Source organism: Rhizobium binxianense (assembly GCF_028994275.1).
In the GTDB taxonomy this organism is placed as follows: Bacteria; Pseudomonadota; Alphaproteobacteria; order Rhizobiales; family Rhizobiaceae; genus Rhizobium; species Rhizobium binxianense.
This window is the reverse complement of sequence record NZ_CP118713.1, coordinates 3,416,463-3,431,426: the sequence shown is the minus strand read 5'-3', so window position 1 is coordinate 3,431,426 and position 14,964 is coordinate 3,416,463. Positions and strand designations below refer to the sequence as shown.

Here is a 14,964-nt window from a genome sequence, read left to right as displayed (position 1 = left end):
ATGGGGGTTTGACGATGCGACTGACAATCAAGACCAAACTGGTGACTGCGTTCACCTTCATCATTCTGATGCTCATGGGCACCGCCGCTTACGGTGTCTTCAGCCTTGGATCGCTAAACGACACGATCGACAGGCTTCTCGCCGGCCCGGCAGCCCGCCTCGATCTCGCACAGCAGATCAATATTGCCCAGCTCGAGGCGATCCGCCAACAGAAGAACCTGCTCACGGCGCGCAGCGCTGACGAGACGACCGGTGCAATCGCGAAGGGCGATCAGGCTCGCAAGGACTTCGCCAGTGCGTTCAGCCAGGTTCTGGCGTTGGCAACGGAAGAAGGCAAGGCGCGCTGGGCGCGCATTGCCGAACTTTCCAAGACCTTCGATGCGGCCGATGATCAGATCCGTGATCTGGTGAAGGCCGGTAATGCGGAAGGTGCAAACACCATCTCCGTCACGACGGCGCGGGCGGCTGCCAACGGTATCGACTCGACGCTCAGCGAAATCCTGACGCTTGAAAAGCAGCGCATGAAGGCTGCCGACGATGGCGCCCAGAACCAGTATGAGACGACGCGCATGACGATGGTTGTGGTCGCCGCCGTCGCTCTGCTGATCGCTGCCCTCACCGCTTTATGGATCGCCAACACGATCAGCAAGGGCCTTGGCCGCGCCAACACCGTGGTTCGCGAAGTGTCGGAAGGCGATCTGACGAAGATGGCCGAGATCACCGGCCACGACGAAATCGGCGAGCTTCTGGGCAACGTCAACATCATGATCGAGCGTCTGCGCGGCGTCGTCGCCGACGCACTGTCGGCTGCCGAAAACGTTTCGTCGGGCAGCCAGCAGCTTTCGGCAAGCTCCGAGCAGGTGTCGCAGGGCGCCACGGAGCAGGCAGCTTCGGCTGAAGAGGCTTCCGCTTCGATGGAGGAGATGGCCGCCAATATCAAGCAGAACGCCGACAATGCGGCACAGACCGAAAAGATCGCCCGTCAGTCGGCCAAGGACGCGGAGATGAGCGGTGAAGCGGTGACGCGTGCCGTCGACGCCATGCGCACGATCGCCCAGAAGATCGGCATCGTCCAGGAAATCGCCCGTCAGACCGATCTCTTGGCGCTCAACGCCGCGGTCGAAGCGGCGCGTGCCGGCGAGCACGGCAAGGGGTTTGCGGTGGTCGCCTCGGAGGTCCGCAAGCTTGCCGAGCGCAGCCAGTCGGCCGCTGCCGAAATCAGCTCGATGTCGAGCGATACGGTCAAGGCTGCCGCCGATGCCGGCGACATGCTCGGCCGCCTGGTGCCCGACATTCGCAAGACCGCCGAGCTGGTCTCCGAGATCAGCGCGGCCTGCCGCGAACAGGATATCGGCGCTTCGCAGATCAACGAGGCGATCCAGCAGCTCGACAAGGTGACGCAGCAGAATGCCGGCGCCTCCGAACAGATGTCGGCGACTTCCGAGGAGCTCGCTTCCCAGGCCGAAGAACTGCAGACGTCGATCGCCTTCTTCAAGGTCGATGCAGCCGGCAGCACGCGGCCCGGCGCCCACAAGGCGCAGCCGAAAACTGCGGCCAAGGTGCTCAAAACCCCGGCCGCAGCCCGTAAACCGGCGCCGCAGGGCCGCGGCCAGACGGTTTCGGCGCAGCAGCAGCGTCTCAAGGGCTTTGCTCTCGACATGTCGATGGGCGGTCCTGATGCCGGCGACGACGATTTTCGGGAGAGTGCATAGCGCTCCCCTGGGGAAGCTCATGAGCGCTATCCCCGTTTGCAACCGTCGCGGGCCGGCCAGCCTGGCTCGCGACACATAGTTCCGGCCCGGGGAGCCGGCGCTGAAAGTATATTTACTTCCTTCCGTGGCATGTTTTCGCCCACCGGAATTTCTTTGCTGCATGATGCCGCGCCGCCTGGACCATATTTATCGCCTCGCTCTCAGAGAGGAATATTGAGATGCGTATTACGATCAAACTTAAACTCGCAGCCGCTTTCGGCTTTGTTATCCTGTTACTGGTGGGCAGCGCGGTCTATGGAATCATCAGCCTCAGTTCACTGAACGACGCTGTCGGCGACCTTGTTTCCGGGCCTGCAAAAAGGCTGGAAATGGCTCTGGAGGCGCAAACTGCCGAGCTTGATGCGGTCCGCTGGCAGAAGAACGCGCTTCTGGAAGCGGATTCCGAAATCGTCAAAAAGGACTATCAGAATTCGGCGAAAAGCGTGGATGAAATGCTCGGCTTCGCGACAAGCGGCCTGCAGCTCGCAACGGCAGAAGGCAAGCCCCTCTGGGACAGGCTGATCGATTTGGCCAAGCGTTTTGATGAAGGCTCTAACAAAGTAGCTTCCATTCAGCAAAGCGGCGACAGAGCAGGGGCCGTGGCGCTTTCCTCAGGGGAGGTTCGCGCCCTCGTCACGGAAATGGAAGAGGTTTTCGGAAGACTCGTTGCTCTTCAGCAGAAGTCGATGGCGCAAGCCGATAGCGATACCGATGCTCTTTATAGCTCAACCAGGAACATGCTGGTCGGTCTCGCAATCGGGGCTTCCCTCATCGCTTTCGCCGCTGCGCTGTGGATCGCGCTCGGCGTCAATAGCGGCCTGCGCAAGATCATGAACGTTGCCAGCGCGGTCGCCATCGGTGACTTGAACCAGAAGGTCGAGATCAGGAGCAATGACGAGATCAAGGATCTGGTCAACATGATCAACACCATGACGGGCAACCTTCGCACTACCGCGGAGATCGCCACGCAGATTGCCGACGGCGACCTGACGGTGTCCCCGAAGCCGCTTTCGCAGAAGGACACGCTCGGCATCGCGCTCGAGCAAATGGTCGAGCGCCTGCGCGGTGTGGTCGCCGATGCGGTCGCGGCTGCGGAAAATGTTTCGGCCGGCAGCCAGGAACTGTCCTCGAGTTCCGAACAAGTGTCGCAGGGCGCCAGCGAACAGGCGGCTTCCGCCGAGGAGGCTTCCGCTTCGATGGAGGAGATGGCCGCCAACATCAAGCAGAATGCCGACAATGCGGCACAGACCGAAAAGATCGCCCGCCAGTCGGCCAAGGATGCGGAGATGAGCGGTGAAGCGGTGTCGCGTGCCGTACAGGCGATGCGGACCATTGCCGAGAAAATCAGCGTCGTCCAGGAAATCGCCCGCCAGACCGATCTCCTGGCGCTCAACGCCGCTGTCGAAGCGGCGCGTGCCGGCGAACATGGTAAGGGTTTTGCGGTCGTCGCCTCTGAGGTCCGCAAGCTTGCCGAGCGCAGCCAGTCGGCCGCCTCCGAGATCAGCTCGATGTCGAGCGATACGGTCAAGGCCGCTCAGGACGCCGGCGACATGCTCGGCCGTCTGGTGCCCGACATCCGCAAGACCGCCGAGCTGGTCTCCGAAATCAGCGCGGCCTGCCGCGAACAGGATATCGGCGCTTCACAGATCAATGAAGCGATCCAGCAGCTCGACCGGGTGACGCAGCAGAATGCCGGCGCTTCCGAAGAGATGTCGGCGACCTCCGAGGAGCTTGCCTCCCAGGCCGAAGAACTGCAGGCTTCGATCGCCTTCTTCAAGGTCGATACGACAGGCGACCGCCAATCCCGCACGCCGGCTGCAAGAGTGACTGTCCGCAGCTCGGCTCCCATCGCCGGCCGCAAGCTCGGTGTCCGGAAACCGGCGGCCAACAGCGTCGCCGGCCAGCAGGCACGGGCAAAGGGTTTTGCTCTCGATCTCTCCATGGGCGGTCCCGATGATGGGGACGCCGAATTCAAGGAAAGCGCCTGATCATGGCTCCGACATCTCTGGAAGCGCAATTCGTGACCTTCAGCCTCGGCGAGGAAATCTTCGCCGTCCCGGTTGAGGTCGTCCGGGAAATTCTCGACTATGCGGAAGCTTTCAAGATTCCGAACGGTCCCGACTATCTGCTCGGCCTGCGCGACGTGCGCGGGCAGGGCGTGCCGACGATCGACCTTCGATTGAAGCTCGGCATGACGAAGACCTTGCCGACGCCGCATACGCGGGTGCTCGTCCTCGACGTGCCGCTGGAAAGCCGGCTGCTCACCCTCGGTCTCGTCGCCGATCGCGTCTTCGAGGTCACGCCGTTCCGGCGTGACCAGATCGAGACGGCGCCCGATATCGGCGTGCGCTGGCGCTCGGACTATATTGCCGGGGTCGTTCGCCGTGAAAATGGTTTCGTCGTCATCATCGATCTCGCGCGACTCTTGTCGCGCGAGGACGCCTCGGCACTGCAATCGGCGGCCTGACCGCGCGTCAATTTGGAGTACTGCGTTCTATGAGTATGGCAGCAGCGGTGGAAAGCCAATCGCCGGGCGACCGGATCAGCAAGCGCAATTTTGAAAAGCTTGCCCGGTTCATCTACGACTACAGCGGCATCAAGATGCCGCCAACCAAGCTGACGATGCTCGAAGGGCGGCTGAGGCGGCGCCTGCGCGCAACCAGCCATTCGACCTTCGACGATTACTGCGACTTCCTGTTCAACCACGATGGCCTCGCCCAGGAAACCGTCTACCTGATCGACGTGGTGACGACGAACAAGACCGACTTCTTCCGGGAAGCCAAGCATTTCGACTACTTGCAGACCGTGGCGTTGCCTGTGATCGTCAGCAGCGGCGCGCGGACCATCCGCACCTGGAGTTCGGCCTGTTCGACGGGGGCGGAACCCTACACGATGGCGATGGTGCTGGCAGAATTCGCCGAGGGCCGCAAGGACGTCTCCTACAGCGTGCTGGCGACCGATCTTTCCACCGACGTGCTGCAGACGGCGCGCCGGGGCATCTATCCGGAAGATCTCATTGCGCCGGTGCCGCGCGACCTGCAGCGCAAATATGTGCTGACGGCCAAGCAGCCGGAGCGGCGGGAGGTGCGCATCACGCCGAAACTGCGCAGCAAGGTGGGTTTTGCCCGCATGAACCTGATGGATGAGAAATATCCGATCGGCGAGCCGATGCACGTCATCTTCTGCCGCAACGTGCTCATCTACTTCGACAAGCAGACCCAGGCCGGTGTGCTCAACCGCCTCTGCGATTGCCTGGCGAAGGGGGGGTACATATTCATCGGCCATTCCGAATCCATCACCGGCTTCGATCTGCCTTTGAAGCAGGTCTCGAACACGGTGTTTCAGCGTATCTAGAGCATTTTCGTTTTTCTTCGAATCACGAAAATGCTCTATCTCTTTGTTTTAACGCAATTCCGGACGCAAAACCGCTGCACACTTTTGCTGGAATTGCTCTAGCTAGAGCATGTCCGCTTTTCTTCGAATTGCCGGCATGCTCTATCTTTCGGCACCATGCTCCAGGAGCATTCATGCGTAAGAAAATCCGTGTTCTCATCATCGACGATTCCGCCAGTGTCCGCCAGACGCTGACCCATGTGCTGGAGCAGGATCCCGATATCGAGATCATGGCGGTCGCATCCGACCCCTTCGTGGCGGCGCGGAAGCTGCTGGAGGAGACCCCCGACGTCATTACGCTCGATGTGGAAATGCCGCGCATGGACGGCATCACCTTTCTTCGCAAGCTGATGTCGCAGCGGCCGATCCCCGTCGTGATGTGTTCGTCGCTGACGGAAGCGGGTTCCGAGACGCTGCTCCAGGCGCTGGAGGCCGGTGCCGTGGACGTCATCCTGAAATCGAAGATCGGCGCCGCCGACAGCCTCGCCGATGATGCCATGCGTATTCGCGAAGTCGTCAAGAGTGCCTCGCATGCGCGGCTTTCCACTGTGCGCCGCGCTGCCGGAACCATCCGCACGGCTTCGCCGGAAGGGCCGGCCAAGAAGCTGTCGGCGGATGTCATGCTGCCGCCGCCGACGGGGCGGGCCATGGCGAAGACGACGGAGATGGTCGTCTGCGTCGGCGCCTCCACTGGCGGCACCGAAGCGTTGCGCGAATTCCTGGAGGCATTGCCGGCCAATGCGCCTGGTATGGTGATCGTCCAGCATATGCCGGAGAAATTCACCGCCGCCTTCGCCAAGCGGCTGAACGGTCTCTGCGAGGTCGAGGTCAAGGAAGCCGTCGATGGCGATCCGGTGCTGCGCGGCCATGTGCTGATCGCGCCAGGCGACAAGCACATGCTGCTCGAGCGCCAGGGGGCGCGCTACCATGTGAGCGTGAAGACCGGACCGCTGGTGTCCCGCCATCGGCCTTCGGTCGACGTGCTGTTCCGCTCGGCAGCGCGCTCGGCCGGCTCGAATGCCATGGGAATCATCATGACCGGCATGGGCGACGACGGTGCGCTGGGCATGCTGGAAATGCATCAGGCCGGCGCCTATACGGTGGCGCAGGACGAGGCGAGCTCGATCGTGTTCGGCATGCCGAAGGAGGCGATCGCCAAGGGCGGCGTCGACCGTATCCTGCCGCTCGATCAGATCGCCCGCGAAGTGCTGATGACGCAGCAGAAGTTCTGAGATCGATGTCGAGGGAATCCAAGCCGGGCGGGTGGTCTCGGGCGATTGCGCCGGATTTGATCCATTCAGCATAATCGGCGGTTTCCGGCGCCGCAGGGCAGCCATGCATGCCTCCCCTTGAAATTTCCCCGATTTTGTGGTCTTGAGGCCGCCAATCTTTGCAGCGCTGTCTGTCATGCATGTTCAGGGACACTTCCCGCCCCTGGCAGCGCGCACCTCGTATCAGTCCCAAGGAAAATGCGCCGATGGCCCGTTCAGCTCTTCTCAATGTCATGGTTCAGGCTGCCCTCAAGGCAGGAAAATCGCTGGGACGTGATTTCGGCGAAGTGCAGAATCTGCAGGTTTCCGTGAAGGGGCCGGGCGACTTCGTTTCCACCGCCGATCGTAAGGCCGAGAAGATCGTCAGGGAAGAGCTCCTGAAGGCGCGGCCGACCTATGGCTTCCTCGGCGAGGAAAGCGAAGAGATCAAGGGCACGGACGGCGCGCATCGCTGGATCGTCGACCCGCTCGACGGCACGACGAACTTCCTGCACGGCATCCCGGCCTTCGCCGTCTCGATCGCGCTCGAACGCAACGGCGAAATCGTGGCCGCCGTCGTCTTCAATCCGGCAACCGACGAACTCTATACCGCCGAGCGCGGCGGCGGCGCCTTCCTCAACGACCGGCGCCTGCGGGTCGCCGCGCGCCGGACGCTGTCGGATTGCGTCATCGGCTGTGGCGTGCCGGCGCTCGGCAAGCGAAATCACGGCAAGTTCCTGGTCGAGCTTCGCCACGTGATGGGCGAAGTGGCGGGCATCCGCCGCCTGGGTTCGCCGACGCTCGATCTCGCCTATGTCGCGGCCGGGCGCTTCGACGGTTTCTGGGAAGCGGAACTTGCGCCCTGGGACATGGCAGCCGGCATCCTGCTCATCCGCGAAGCCGGCGGTTTCGCCACCGATTGGGACGGCGGCACGGCCATTCTGGACAGCGGCGCGATCGTCGCCGGCAACGAGATCATCCACAAGGCGCTGATAGAAGTCGTCAAGCGGCCGATTCCCGCCAAGTAAGCCAACGAAAATCCGGCTGTTGTAAAGTCACGCTTTTCGCCCCGGCATACTTCAATTCGGCACAATGTTGCTCTAGTCTCCGCCAGCAATGACTCCGGAGGCAGCGGACCCTATGGAAAATGTGAATGTGGCGGAGATCGGCTCCACCGAAAAGACGGCCAGCGGTTATGCCTACAGGCTTTCCAGCCCCATGCCCTTCCTCTGGACGATGCTGCTTTTCCTCGTCATCGTCGGCTTTATCGCCGCCATCCTCTTCCGGCAGACGCAGACCGCCTTCATGCACAATCCGGGCCTCAACGGCCTGATCGTCGGCGTTCTCGCAGTCGGAATCATTCTTGTTTTCAACCATGTACTGGCGCTTCGCCCCGAAGTGCGCTGGTTCAACTCGTTCCGCGCCGCCGGCAGTGCCGACAAGGTCAACCGCAATCCGCGGCTGCTTGCGCCGATGCGGGCGCTGATCGGCAGCCGCAAGACCTCCGTGGCGCTGTCGACGACGGCGCTGCGCTCGATCCTCGATTCGATTGCTACCCGCCTCGACGAATCACGCGACGTCTCGCGCTACCTGATCGGCCTGCTTGTCTTCCTCGGCCTGCTCGGCACCTTCTGGGGTCTCATCGGCACGATCGGCTCGATCAGCATCGTCATCCAGTCGCTCGATGCCAGTTCGAACGGCACGGGGGACGTGCTCTCGGCGCTGAAGGAAGGGCTCTCGATGCCGCTTTCGGGCATGGGCCAGGCCTTCTCCTCCTCGCTGCTCGGCCTTTCCGGTTCGCTCATTCTCGGCTTCCTCGACCTGCAGGCCGGCCGCGCGCAGAACCGCTTCTACATGGAGCTGGAAAACTGGCTCTCCTCGGTCACAGATGTCGGCTCCGACCTTGCCCCGGCCCTCGACGCCGTCGCCGGGGCTTCCTCGGACGACATGCGCGCGCTTTCCGATTATCTGCGCAAGGTCTCCGAAGAGGGCGGCACCGGCAACCAGCGCTCCGTCGCCGCCATGGCGAGCCTTGCCGAAGGCATTCAAGGCCTCGTCAAGAACATGCGCAACGAGCAGCAGATGTTGCGCGACTGGATCGAGGTGCAGCAGGACGAGGCGAAGGCAATGCGCCGGACGCTCGACCGGCTTGCCGAACGTATCGGCGTGCAGGAGCGGGCAGGCGATCGCGGCGACCGTGGCGAGCGTTTGCGCGACCGCGCCAGCCAGACAGAAACGAGCGAGGGCAAGTAAGCCATGGCTCTTGCCCGCAATCGGCGCCGCGAACGCACGGTGGATTACTGGCCGGGCTTCGTCGATGCGCTGTCGACGCTGCTCATCTCGATCATGTTCCTGCTGACGGTCTTTGTCGTCGGGCAGTTCATCCTCAGTCGCGAGATCACTGGGCGTGATGAGGTGCTCAGTCGCCTCAACAGCCAGATCAACGAACTGACGCAGCTTCTGGCACTCGAAAAGGGCAGCAACCAGGATCTCCAGGATTCGGTCGCCAACCTGCAGGCCTCGCTTGCCAGTGCCGAAGGCGATCGCTCGCGGCTGCAGGCGCTGCTGAGCGCCGGTTCCGGCGGTCAGGATGCGGCGCAGAAGAAGATCGGCACCATGACGCAGGAGCTCGACGAGCAGAAGCAGGTGAGCGAGCGGGCGCTCAGCCAGGTCGAACTCTTGAACCAGCAGATCGCCGCACTTCGCAGCCAGATCGCCGCCGTCGAAGCCGCCCTTCAGGCGTCGGAGGAGAAAGACCGGGTCTCGCAGACGAAGATCGCCGATCTCGGCAGCCGCCTCAACGTGGCGCTCGCCGCGCGCGTGCAGGAGCTGAACCGTTATCGCTCCGACTTCTTCGGCCGCCTGCGCGAGATCCTGTCCGATCGCGAGAATATTCGCATCGTCGGCGACCGTTTTGTCTTTCAGTCGGAAGTGCTGTTTCCCTCGGGCGGCGCCGATCTCAATCCGGAAGGTCAGACGGAGATGGCAAAGCTTGCCGCCGCCCTTCTCGATCTCGCCAAGGAAATTCCGCCGGAGATCAACTGGGTGCTGCGTGTCGACGGCCATACCGACAATGTGCCGCTTGCCGGAACGGGCCGCTTTCGCGACAACTGGGAACTGTCCTCAGCGCGCGCGATTTCGGTCGTCAAGTTCCTGATCGCGCAGGGCGTGCCGGCCGACCGGCTGGTTGCCGCGGGCTTCGGCGAGTTCCAGCCGATCGCGCCGGGCGATACGCCGGATGCGCGCTCCACCAACCGCCGCATCGAGCTGAAGCTGACCGAGAAATGATCAGCGTGACATTGCCTGCCGCGCCTTCTTCAGCCGGCCTGTTAGGAAGTCACGCACGGCGGGACTCTCGCTGAGGCCGATTGCCGCGATGTAGGCGTCGGTCGCCGCGGTATCGTCGCCCGCCTCAGACAGGAGAAAGGCACGCACCGCCCAGTAGGGTTGGTAGCTTGCGACCGTGCGCTGATCGAGCTGGTCGAGCCGCTCCAGGCCGGCGGCGGCGCTTGAGGCCCTGCCGATCACCGCAGCCTGGCTGACACGCGCACCCAGCGTCGGCTTCATCATCATCAGCGCCGCATAGAGTGTCGTCAACGCCTGCCAGTCGGTCTTTCCCGACAGCCGGCGGGCGGCATGCACGGATTGGATTGCCGCCTGGCACTGGAAGGGGCCGAAACGCTCGAAACCTCCGGCCTTGCGCAGCAATGCATCCGCCTCGGTGATCATGATCGCGTTCCACGCAGCCATATCCTGCTCGTCCAGCGGCACATATCGGCCGTCGCTGTCGCGCCGGGCGCTGCGGCGGGCTTCGCAGTGAAGCATCAACGAGACGAGGCCGATTGCCTCCGGTTCGTCCGGCAGTACTGCCAGAAGCGCTCTGCCGAGCCAGATCGCCTCGCCGGCAAGCGAATGGCGCTCTTCCTCGCCGTCGAGACCGTCCCATCCGAGGCCGTAGGCGGCGTAGATCGCCGAAAGTACGGCGGCGAGCCGCCCTGATAAGGCGGGGCGAGGCGGGACGGCGAAGGGAATGCCGGCATCGCGGATCTTCACCTTGGCCCGCACCAGCCGCTGGCTCATCGCCTCCGGCGAGACGACGAAGGCCCGTGCGATGGTTCTCGCCTCGATGCCGAGAATTGTCTGCAGCATCAGCGCCGTATGCACGGAGCTGTCGATGGCCGGATGGGTGCAGGCAAACAGCAGCTTCAGCCGCTCATCGGGAAAGACGGCTTTGCCGGCCTCGTTCATGCGTTCCTGCGCTTCTTCGAAGGCGACCGATATCGTCGTTTGCGCCTTGGCCGCGACGGTGCGATGGCGGGCGGCCTGCATGAGATTGCGGCGTGCGGCCACCAGCAGCCAGGCTTCCGGATTGCCGGGAACGCCGCGTTCCGGCCAGACGCGAAGCGCCGAAGTCAGTGCTTCCGACAAGGCATCTTCCGCCGCCGGCACGTCACGCGAGCGGGCGGCGAGAAAGGCGATCAGCTTGCCGTAGGACTGACGCGCCACCTGTTCGGCGGCGCGTCCGGCATCGGGCGGCATCGTCACCTCACATCTGCAGGCGGGGGCGCACCTCGACCGAACCCTTGTCGGAGATCGGAACGCGGGTCGCCCATTCGAGTGCGGTGTCGATGTCGGGAACGTCGATCAGATAAAAGCCGCCGAGCTGTTCTTTGCCTTCCGGATAGGGACCGTCTTGAACATCGTGATCCTCGCCTTTGCGGCGTATGACCGTGCCGGTCTCGGGCGCTGTCAGCCCGGCGCCGCCGGTCATGATCCCCGCCTGGGCAAGCGCCTTGCTGTAGGCGACCCAGCCGTCGCGATAGGCGGGATCGTCACGGCGGGCGAAATCCTCAGGGGCTTCGCGAATGATGAGAGCATATTGCATAAAAAACTCCTGATCTCGTTGTTGGCGTTGATGCAGGCATCCCGATGGAGAGAACCGATATCCTATAGTGACGCCCGGTGGAGCGGTTCGGCCGTTCCGAGACAATGAGGCGCGGCCAGCGATCATTTCGACATGGCCTTAAAAAAATATGCGAAAAAGGAGAAATGGCGCCAAGGTCACAGGCAAACGCGCCGGGCTCATGGGCCAGTGGCGCTCGGAGGCGCGGGCAGGGCGGCGTTTCACGCCGCCACTGCTTCTGCTCAGGCTTCGGCCTTCGTCTGGTCGACGACGTCGGCACTGGGCGTGTTTTTCTTGATCGATTCGATGGCGCTCATGGCGGACGCCTTCGCCTTGTAGCCTTCGGAAAGGAACATGGTTTCCCCGTTCGATGCCTTGAAGCGGAAGCGGAACTCGCCGGCCTTATCCTTATAAACTTCGAATTTATACATGGATGTCTCCCGAAACGCTGGATTGCAATCATCAGCATCGGGAGGCTAGTTCAAAATGGCGAGCTTTTCCACTGCCTTAATTAGAATTGGGTTGCTTAGCGTCCAATTGTCACCACTCTGATTGGACGCAAGCAAAGAGATGGCAAGCGATTGCCTGCTCGTCTCACTCCATCTGGATATTCGCGCCCTTGACGACCGGTCCCCATTTGGCGAGCTCGGCCTTCACATGGGCGGCGAGTTGCTCCGGCGTCGAGCCGACGATGGTGGCGCTGAATTCCTTCATCCGTTCCGCGACGGCAGGGTCGGCGAGCGCTTTCTTGGCCGAGGCGTTCAGGCGCATCACCACGTCGTTCGGCGTCTTGGCCGGAGCGAAAAGCGCGTTCCAGGTATAGGTTTCGTAGCCTGGAATGCCTGACTCGGCGATCGTGGGCACATCGGGAAAGGAAGGCGCGCGTTCGGCCGTCGTCACCGCCAGCGCCCGCAGGGTGCCGGCTTTGATGTGGCTGGACGAGGACGGCAGATTGTCGAACATGATCGGCACCTGATTGCCGATGACGTCGTTCAATGCCGGGCCGGCGCCCTTATAGGGGATGTGCTGCATGCTGACGCCGGCCATCGACTTGAAGAGTTCGCCGGAAAGATGCAGCGGCGTGCCGTTGCCGGACGAGGCGTAGCTGTATTTGTCGGGCTCGGCCTTCAGCAGCGCGACCAGTTCCTGCACGGTCTTTACCGGCAATTCCGGATTGACGACCAGCACGTTCGGCACGACGACAAGCAGCGAGACCGGGGCGAAATCCTTCTCGGGGTCATAGGGAGTCGATTTGAGGATCAGCGGGTTAAGGGCGTGAGTTGCGACGGTGCCCATCAGAATGGTGTAGCCGTCAGGTTCGGCCCGGGCGACGTTGCCGGCGCCGAGATTGCCGCCGGCGCCGGCGACGTTCTGGACGATCACCTGCTGGCCGAGATCCTCCGACATTTTCTGCGCAACGATGCGGGCAACGACGTCGGTCGAGCCGCCGGCCGCGAAGGGCACGACCATGGTGATCGCGCGATCGGGAAAATCCGCAGCAGTGGCAGACGCGCCGGCAGCAAAGGCCGCAAGCACACCAAAGCCAAGCGCAATGCCCGTGCGTCGCGTCATATCGGAAAGCGCCATTCCTATCTCCTCCCAAGAATTTCAACGGCAATATCCCCACCCCGGGGAATGAAAAGGTTAGGGCGGAGGGCGCGAAAAACAACCGCAGGGAAGCGCGGCGGAGGTCAGACTTTAGTCGCTGCTTGCAGAGATACGCATGCCGGCTATTTCGCCGTGGCGAGCGCATCCTCGTTGGCGGCGTCGAATTGCAGCCGCGCCAGCCGTGCGTAGATGCCGCCATGGCGGATCAGGCTCTGATGCGTGCCCTCTTCGACGACACGGCCCTGATCCATGACGAGGATGCGGTCGGCCTTCAACACGGTTGCCAGGCGATGGGCGATGACGAGCGTCGTGCGGCCGTCGACCAGGCCGTCGAGCGCCTTCTGCACCAGCGTCTCGCTTTCGGCATCGAGGGCGGAGGTTGCCTCGTCGAGCAGCAGCACGGGCGCGTTTTTCAGGATGGCACGAGCGATGGCGATGCGCTGGCGTTGGCCGCCCGAGAGTGTAACGCCACGCTCGCCGACCTCGGTCTCGTACCCCTGATCCAGCCGCGTGATGAACTCGTCGGCCTGGGCGGCAAGGGCTGCGGCGCGAACCTCGTCACGCGAGGCGCCGGGACGACCAAAAGCGATATTGTCGTGGATCGAGGCGGCAAAGATGGTGACGTCCTGCGGCACGATGGCGATGCGCTGGCGCAACTCGTCGGGCGTCGTCAGTTGCGCGTCGACATCGTCGATCTTCACGCTGCCCTGCTGTGGATCGTAGAAGCGCAAAAGCAGCGAGAAGACGGTGCTCTTGCCGGCACCGGAAGGACCGACGATGGCAACGGTCTCGCCCGGCGTGATGGCGAAGCTTAAGCCATGCAGCGCCGATCTGCCGGGGCGCGAGGGATAGGCGAAATGCACGCCGGAAAATTCGACGCGGCCACGGCCGGGCGAAGGGAGAGCCTGCGGGCTGGCGGGGGCGGCGATCGGCGAGACCTCGTCGAGGAGTTCGGTCAGCCGGTCGGCGGCACCGGCAGCCTGCGAAAGTTCGCCCCAGACCTCCGACAGCGCACCCAGCGAACCGGCTGATATGACGGCATAGAGCAGGAACTGGCCGAGCGTGCCGGCTGAAAGCGTGCCGGCAAGCACGCTATGGGCGCCGAACCAGAGCACGGCGACGACGCTGCCGAAGATCAGCGTGATGGCGATCCCCGTCAGCAGGGCGCGGGAGCGGATGGCGGCGCGGGCCGCTTCATAGGCGGATTCGACGGCGGCGCCGTAACGTGTCGCTGCGGCATCCTCGCCGTTGAAGGCTTGGACGGTGCGGGTCGCGGCGATCGTCTCGTTGGCGAAGGCGGAAGCCTCGGCGAGCGTATCCTGGGCGGCGCGCGAGCGCTTGCGCACCGAGCGGCCGAAGGCGACGAGCGGGAAGACGATCAGCGGGATGGCGCCGATGACGAGGCTCGAAAGCTTCGGCGAGGTGACGATCATCATGCCCATCGCGCCGATACAGAGGATGAGGTTCCTGAGGGCCACCGAGGCGGTGGCGCCGACGGCTGATTTGATCTGCGTCGTATCGGCAGTCAGGCGCGAGACGATCTCGCCGGACTGGTTGACGTCGAAGAAGGAGGGCGACAGCCTCGTCACATGGGCAAAGACATCGCGGCGAAGATCGGCGACGATGCGCTCGCCGATGGTGATGACGAAATAATAGCGTAGCGCGCTCGCGACCGCGAGCACGACAGCCATGACCATCAGCATGGCGAAGTAGCTGTTGATGAAGCGGCCGTCGGACTGGGTGAAGCCGTGATCGATCATCCGGCGCACGGCAAGCGGCAGTGTCAGCGAGGTGACGGCGGCAAGCGCGAGCGATATCAGCGCCCCGGCCACCATGCCGCGATAGCGCATGACATAAGGTGTCAGCCTCCCGAGCGGCCGCAGCGACCGCCTCTTGTTTTCCTCAGCTTGTGCCTGCTCTGCCAAATCGTCTCCGATCGCCCGCAGGACCCGCGCAATGCGGCCTGTTGGCTCTTGTTATCCCGGCGTCCTTCATGTATAGGCACCGCATCCTAATGGGAAGCCGTAGCCACCACGACTGCGGCTTCATTTATTCAATC

General features: G+C 63.1%; 13 protein-coding genes. 8 read left to right on the top strand and 5 right to left on the bottom strand.

The annotated features are described in order from the left end of the window. Nucleotides 1-14 precede the first annotated feature (14 nt). The 8 genes from PO860_RS16920 to PO860_RS16885 all read left to right on the top strand — a co-directional run bounded on the left by PO860_RS16920 (nt 15) and on the right by PO860_RS16885 (nt 9,682). The gene (locus PO860_RS16920) at nt 15-1,712 is read left to right on the top strand and encodes a methyl-accepting chemotaxis protein (protein ID WP_183609563.1); all 1,698 of its coding nucleotides are present in this window, start codon (nt 15-17) and stop codon (nt 1,710-1,712) included. A 218-nt stretch (nt 1,713-1,930) separates the two neighbouring features. Continuing rightward, nucleotides 1,931-3,739 (top strand): methyl-accepting chemotaxis protein, encoded by a 1,809-nt coding sequence (locus PO860_RS16915; RefSeq protein ID WP_183609564.1) that lies wholly within the window; start codon nt 1,931-1,933, stop codon nt 3,737-3,739. 2 nt (nt 3,740-3,741) lie between these two features. Further along, a complete protein-coding gene (locus tag PO860_RS16910) occupies nt 3,742-4,218 on the top strand; it encodes a chemotaxis protein CheW (protein ID WP_183609565.1) in 477 nt (158 codons plus the stop codon). Nucleotides 4,219-4,247: 29 nt separating this feature from the next. Continuing rightward, nucleotides 4,248-5,105 carry a CheR family methyltransferase gene (locus PO860_RS16905; protein WP_275037901.1) on the top strand — a complete coding sequence of 286 codons (858 nt, stop codon included), beginning with the start codon at nt 4,248-4,250 and terminating at the stop codon, nt 5,103-5,105. A gap of 173 nt (nt 5,106-5,278) precedes the next feature. Further along, on the top strand, nt 5,279-6,376 hold the full coding sequence (locus PO860_RS16900; protein WP_183609567.1) for a protein-glutamate methylesterase/protein-glutamine glutaminase: 1,098 nt from the start codon (nt 5,279-5,281) through the stop codon (nt 6,374-6,376). 245 nt (nt 6,377-6,621) lie between these two features. Further along, entirely contained in the window at nt 6,622-7,422 is an 801-nt protein-coding gene (locus PO860_RS16895; RefSeq protein WP_183609568.1) for an inositol monophosphatase family protein, read from the top strand. A 112-nt stretch (nt 7,423-7,534) separates the two neighbouring features. Beyond that, a complete protein-coding gene (locus PO860_RS16890) occupies nt 7,535-8,647 on the top strand; it encodes a flagellar motor protein MotA (protein ID WP_183609569.1) in 1,113 nt (370 codons plus the stop codon). Between the two features lie 3 nt (nt 8,648-8,650). Next, nucleotides 8,651-9,682, top strand: coding sequence for a peptidoglycan -binding protein (locus PO860_RS16885; protein ID WP_272783911.1), 1,032 nt, complete (start codon nt 8,651-8,653; stop codon nt 9,680-9,682). Here the strand turns inward: PO860_RS16885 and PO860_RS16880 are convergent, their stop codons facing one another. The 5 genes from PO860_RS16880 to PO860_RS16860 form a co-directional block, all read right to left on the bottom strand. Beyond that, on the bottom strand, nt 9,683-10,933 hold the full coding sequence (locus PO860_RS16880; RefSeq protein WP_273881796.1) for an RNA polymerase sigma factor: 1,251 nt from the start codon (nt 10,931-10,933) through the stop codon (nt 9,683-9,685). Between the two features lie 7 nt (nt 10,934-10,940). Continuing rightward, nucleotides 10,941-11,279, bottom strand: coding sequence for a YciI family protein (locus tag PO860_RS16875; RefSeq protein WP_097618330.1), 339 nt, complete (start codon nt 11,277-11,279; stop codon nt 10,941-10,943). A 260-nt stretch (nt 11,280-11,539) separates the two neighbouring features. Then, nucleotides 11,540-11,728, bottom strand: a complete 189-nt coding sequence (locus PO860_RS16870; protein WP_003566419.1) for a YegP family protein — start codon at nt 11,726-11,728, stop codon at nt 11,540-11,542. Nucleotides 11,729-11,891: 163 nt separating this feature from the next. Beyond that, nucleotides 11,892-12,884: a Bug family tripartite tricarboxylate transporter substrate binding protein gene (locus tag PO860_RS16865; RefSeq protein WP_273881753.1), complete on the bottom strand. Its 993-nt coding sequence runs from the start codon at nt 12,882-12,884 to the stop codon at nt 11,892-11,894. A gap of 143 nt (nt 12,885-13,027) precedes the next feature. After that, entirely contained in the window at nt 13,028-14,830 is a 1,803-nt protein-coding gene (locus tag PO860_RS16860) for an ABC transporter transmembrane domain-containing protein (RefSeq protein WP_273881754.1), read from the bottom strand. Nucleotides 14,831-14,964 lie beyond the last annotated feature (134 nt).

Excerpts from the sequence above, each read along its gene's own strand:
- PO860_RS16920 (WP_183609563.1), top strand. The coding sequence starts at position 15 with ATGCGACTGACAATCAAGACCAAACTGGTGACTGCGTTCACCTTCATC.
- PO860_RS16915 (WP_183609564.1), top strand. The coding sequence starts at position 1,931 with ATGCGTATTACGATCAAACTTAAACTCGCAGCCGCTTTCGGCTTTGTT.
- PO860_RS16910 (WP_183609565.1), top strand. The coding sequence starts at position 3,742 with ATGGCTCCGACATCTCTGGAAGCGCAATTCGTGACCTTCAGCCTCGGC.
- PO860_RS16905 (WP_275037901.1), top strand. The coding sequence starts at position 4,248 with ATGAGTATGGCAGCAGCGGTGGAAAGCCAATCGCCGGGCGACCGGATC.
- PO860_RS16900 (WP_183609567.1), top strand. The coding sequence starts at position 5,279 with ATGCGTAAGAAAATCCGTGTTCTCATCATCGACGATTCCGCCAGTGTC.
- PO860_RS16895 (WP_183609568.1), top strand. The coding sequence starts at position 6,622 with ATGGCCCGTTCAGCTCTTCTCAATGTCATGGTTCAGGCTGCCCTCAAG.
- PO860_RS16890 (WP_183609569.1), top strand. The coding sequence starts at position 7,535 with ATGGAAAATGTGAATGTGGCGGAGATCGGCTCCACCGAAAAGACGGCC.
- PO860_RS16885 (WP_272783911.1), top strand. The coding sequence starts at position 8,651 with ATGGCTCTTGCCCGCAATCGGCGCCGCGAACGCACGGTGGATTACTGG.
- PO860_RS16880 (WP_273881796.1), bottom strand. The coding sequence starts at position 10,933 with ATGCCGCCCGATGCCGGACGCGCCGCCGAACAGGTGGCGCGTCAGTCC.
- PO860_RS16875 (WP_097618330.1), bottom strand. The coding sequence starts at position 11,279 with ATGCAATATGCTCTCATCATTCGCGAAGCCCCTGAGGATTTCGCCCGC.
- PO860_RS16870 (WP_003566419.1), bottom strand. The coding sequence starts at position 11,728 with ATGTATAAATTCGAAGTTTATAAGGATAAGGCCGGCGAGTTCCGCTTC.
- PO860_RS16865 (WP_273881753.1), bottom strand. The coding sequence starts at position 12,884 with ATGGCGCTTTCCGATATGACGCGACGCACGGGCATTGCGCTTGGCTTT.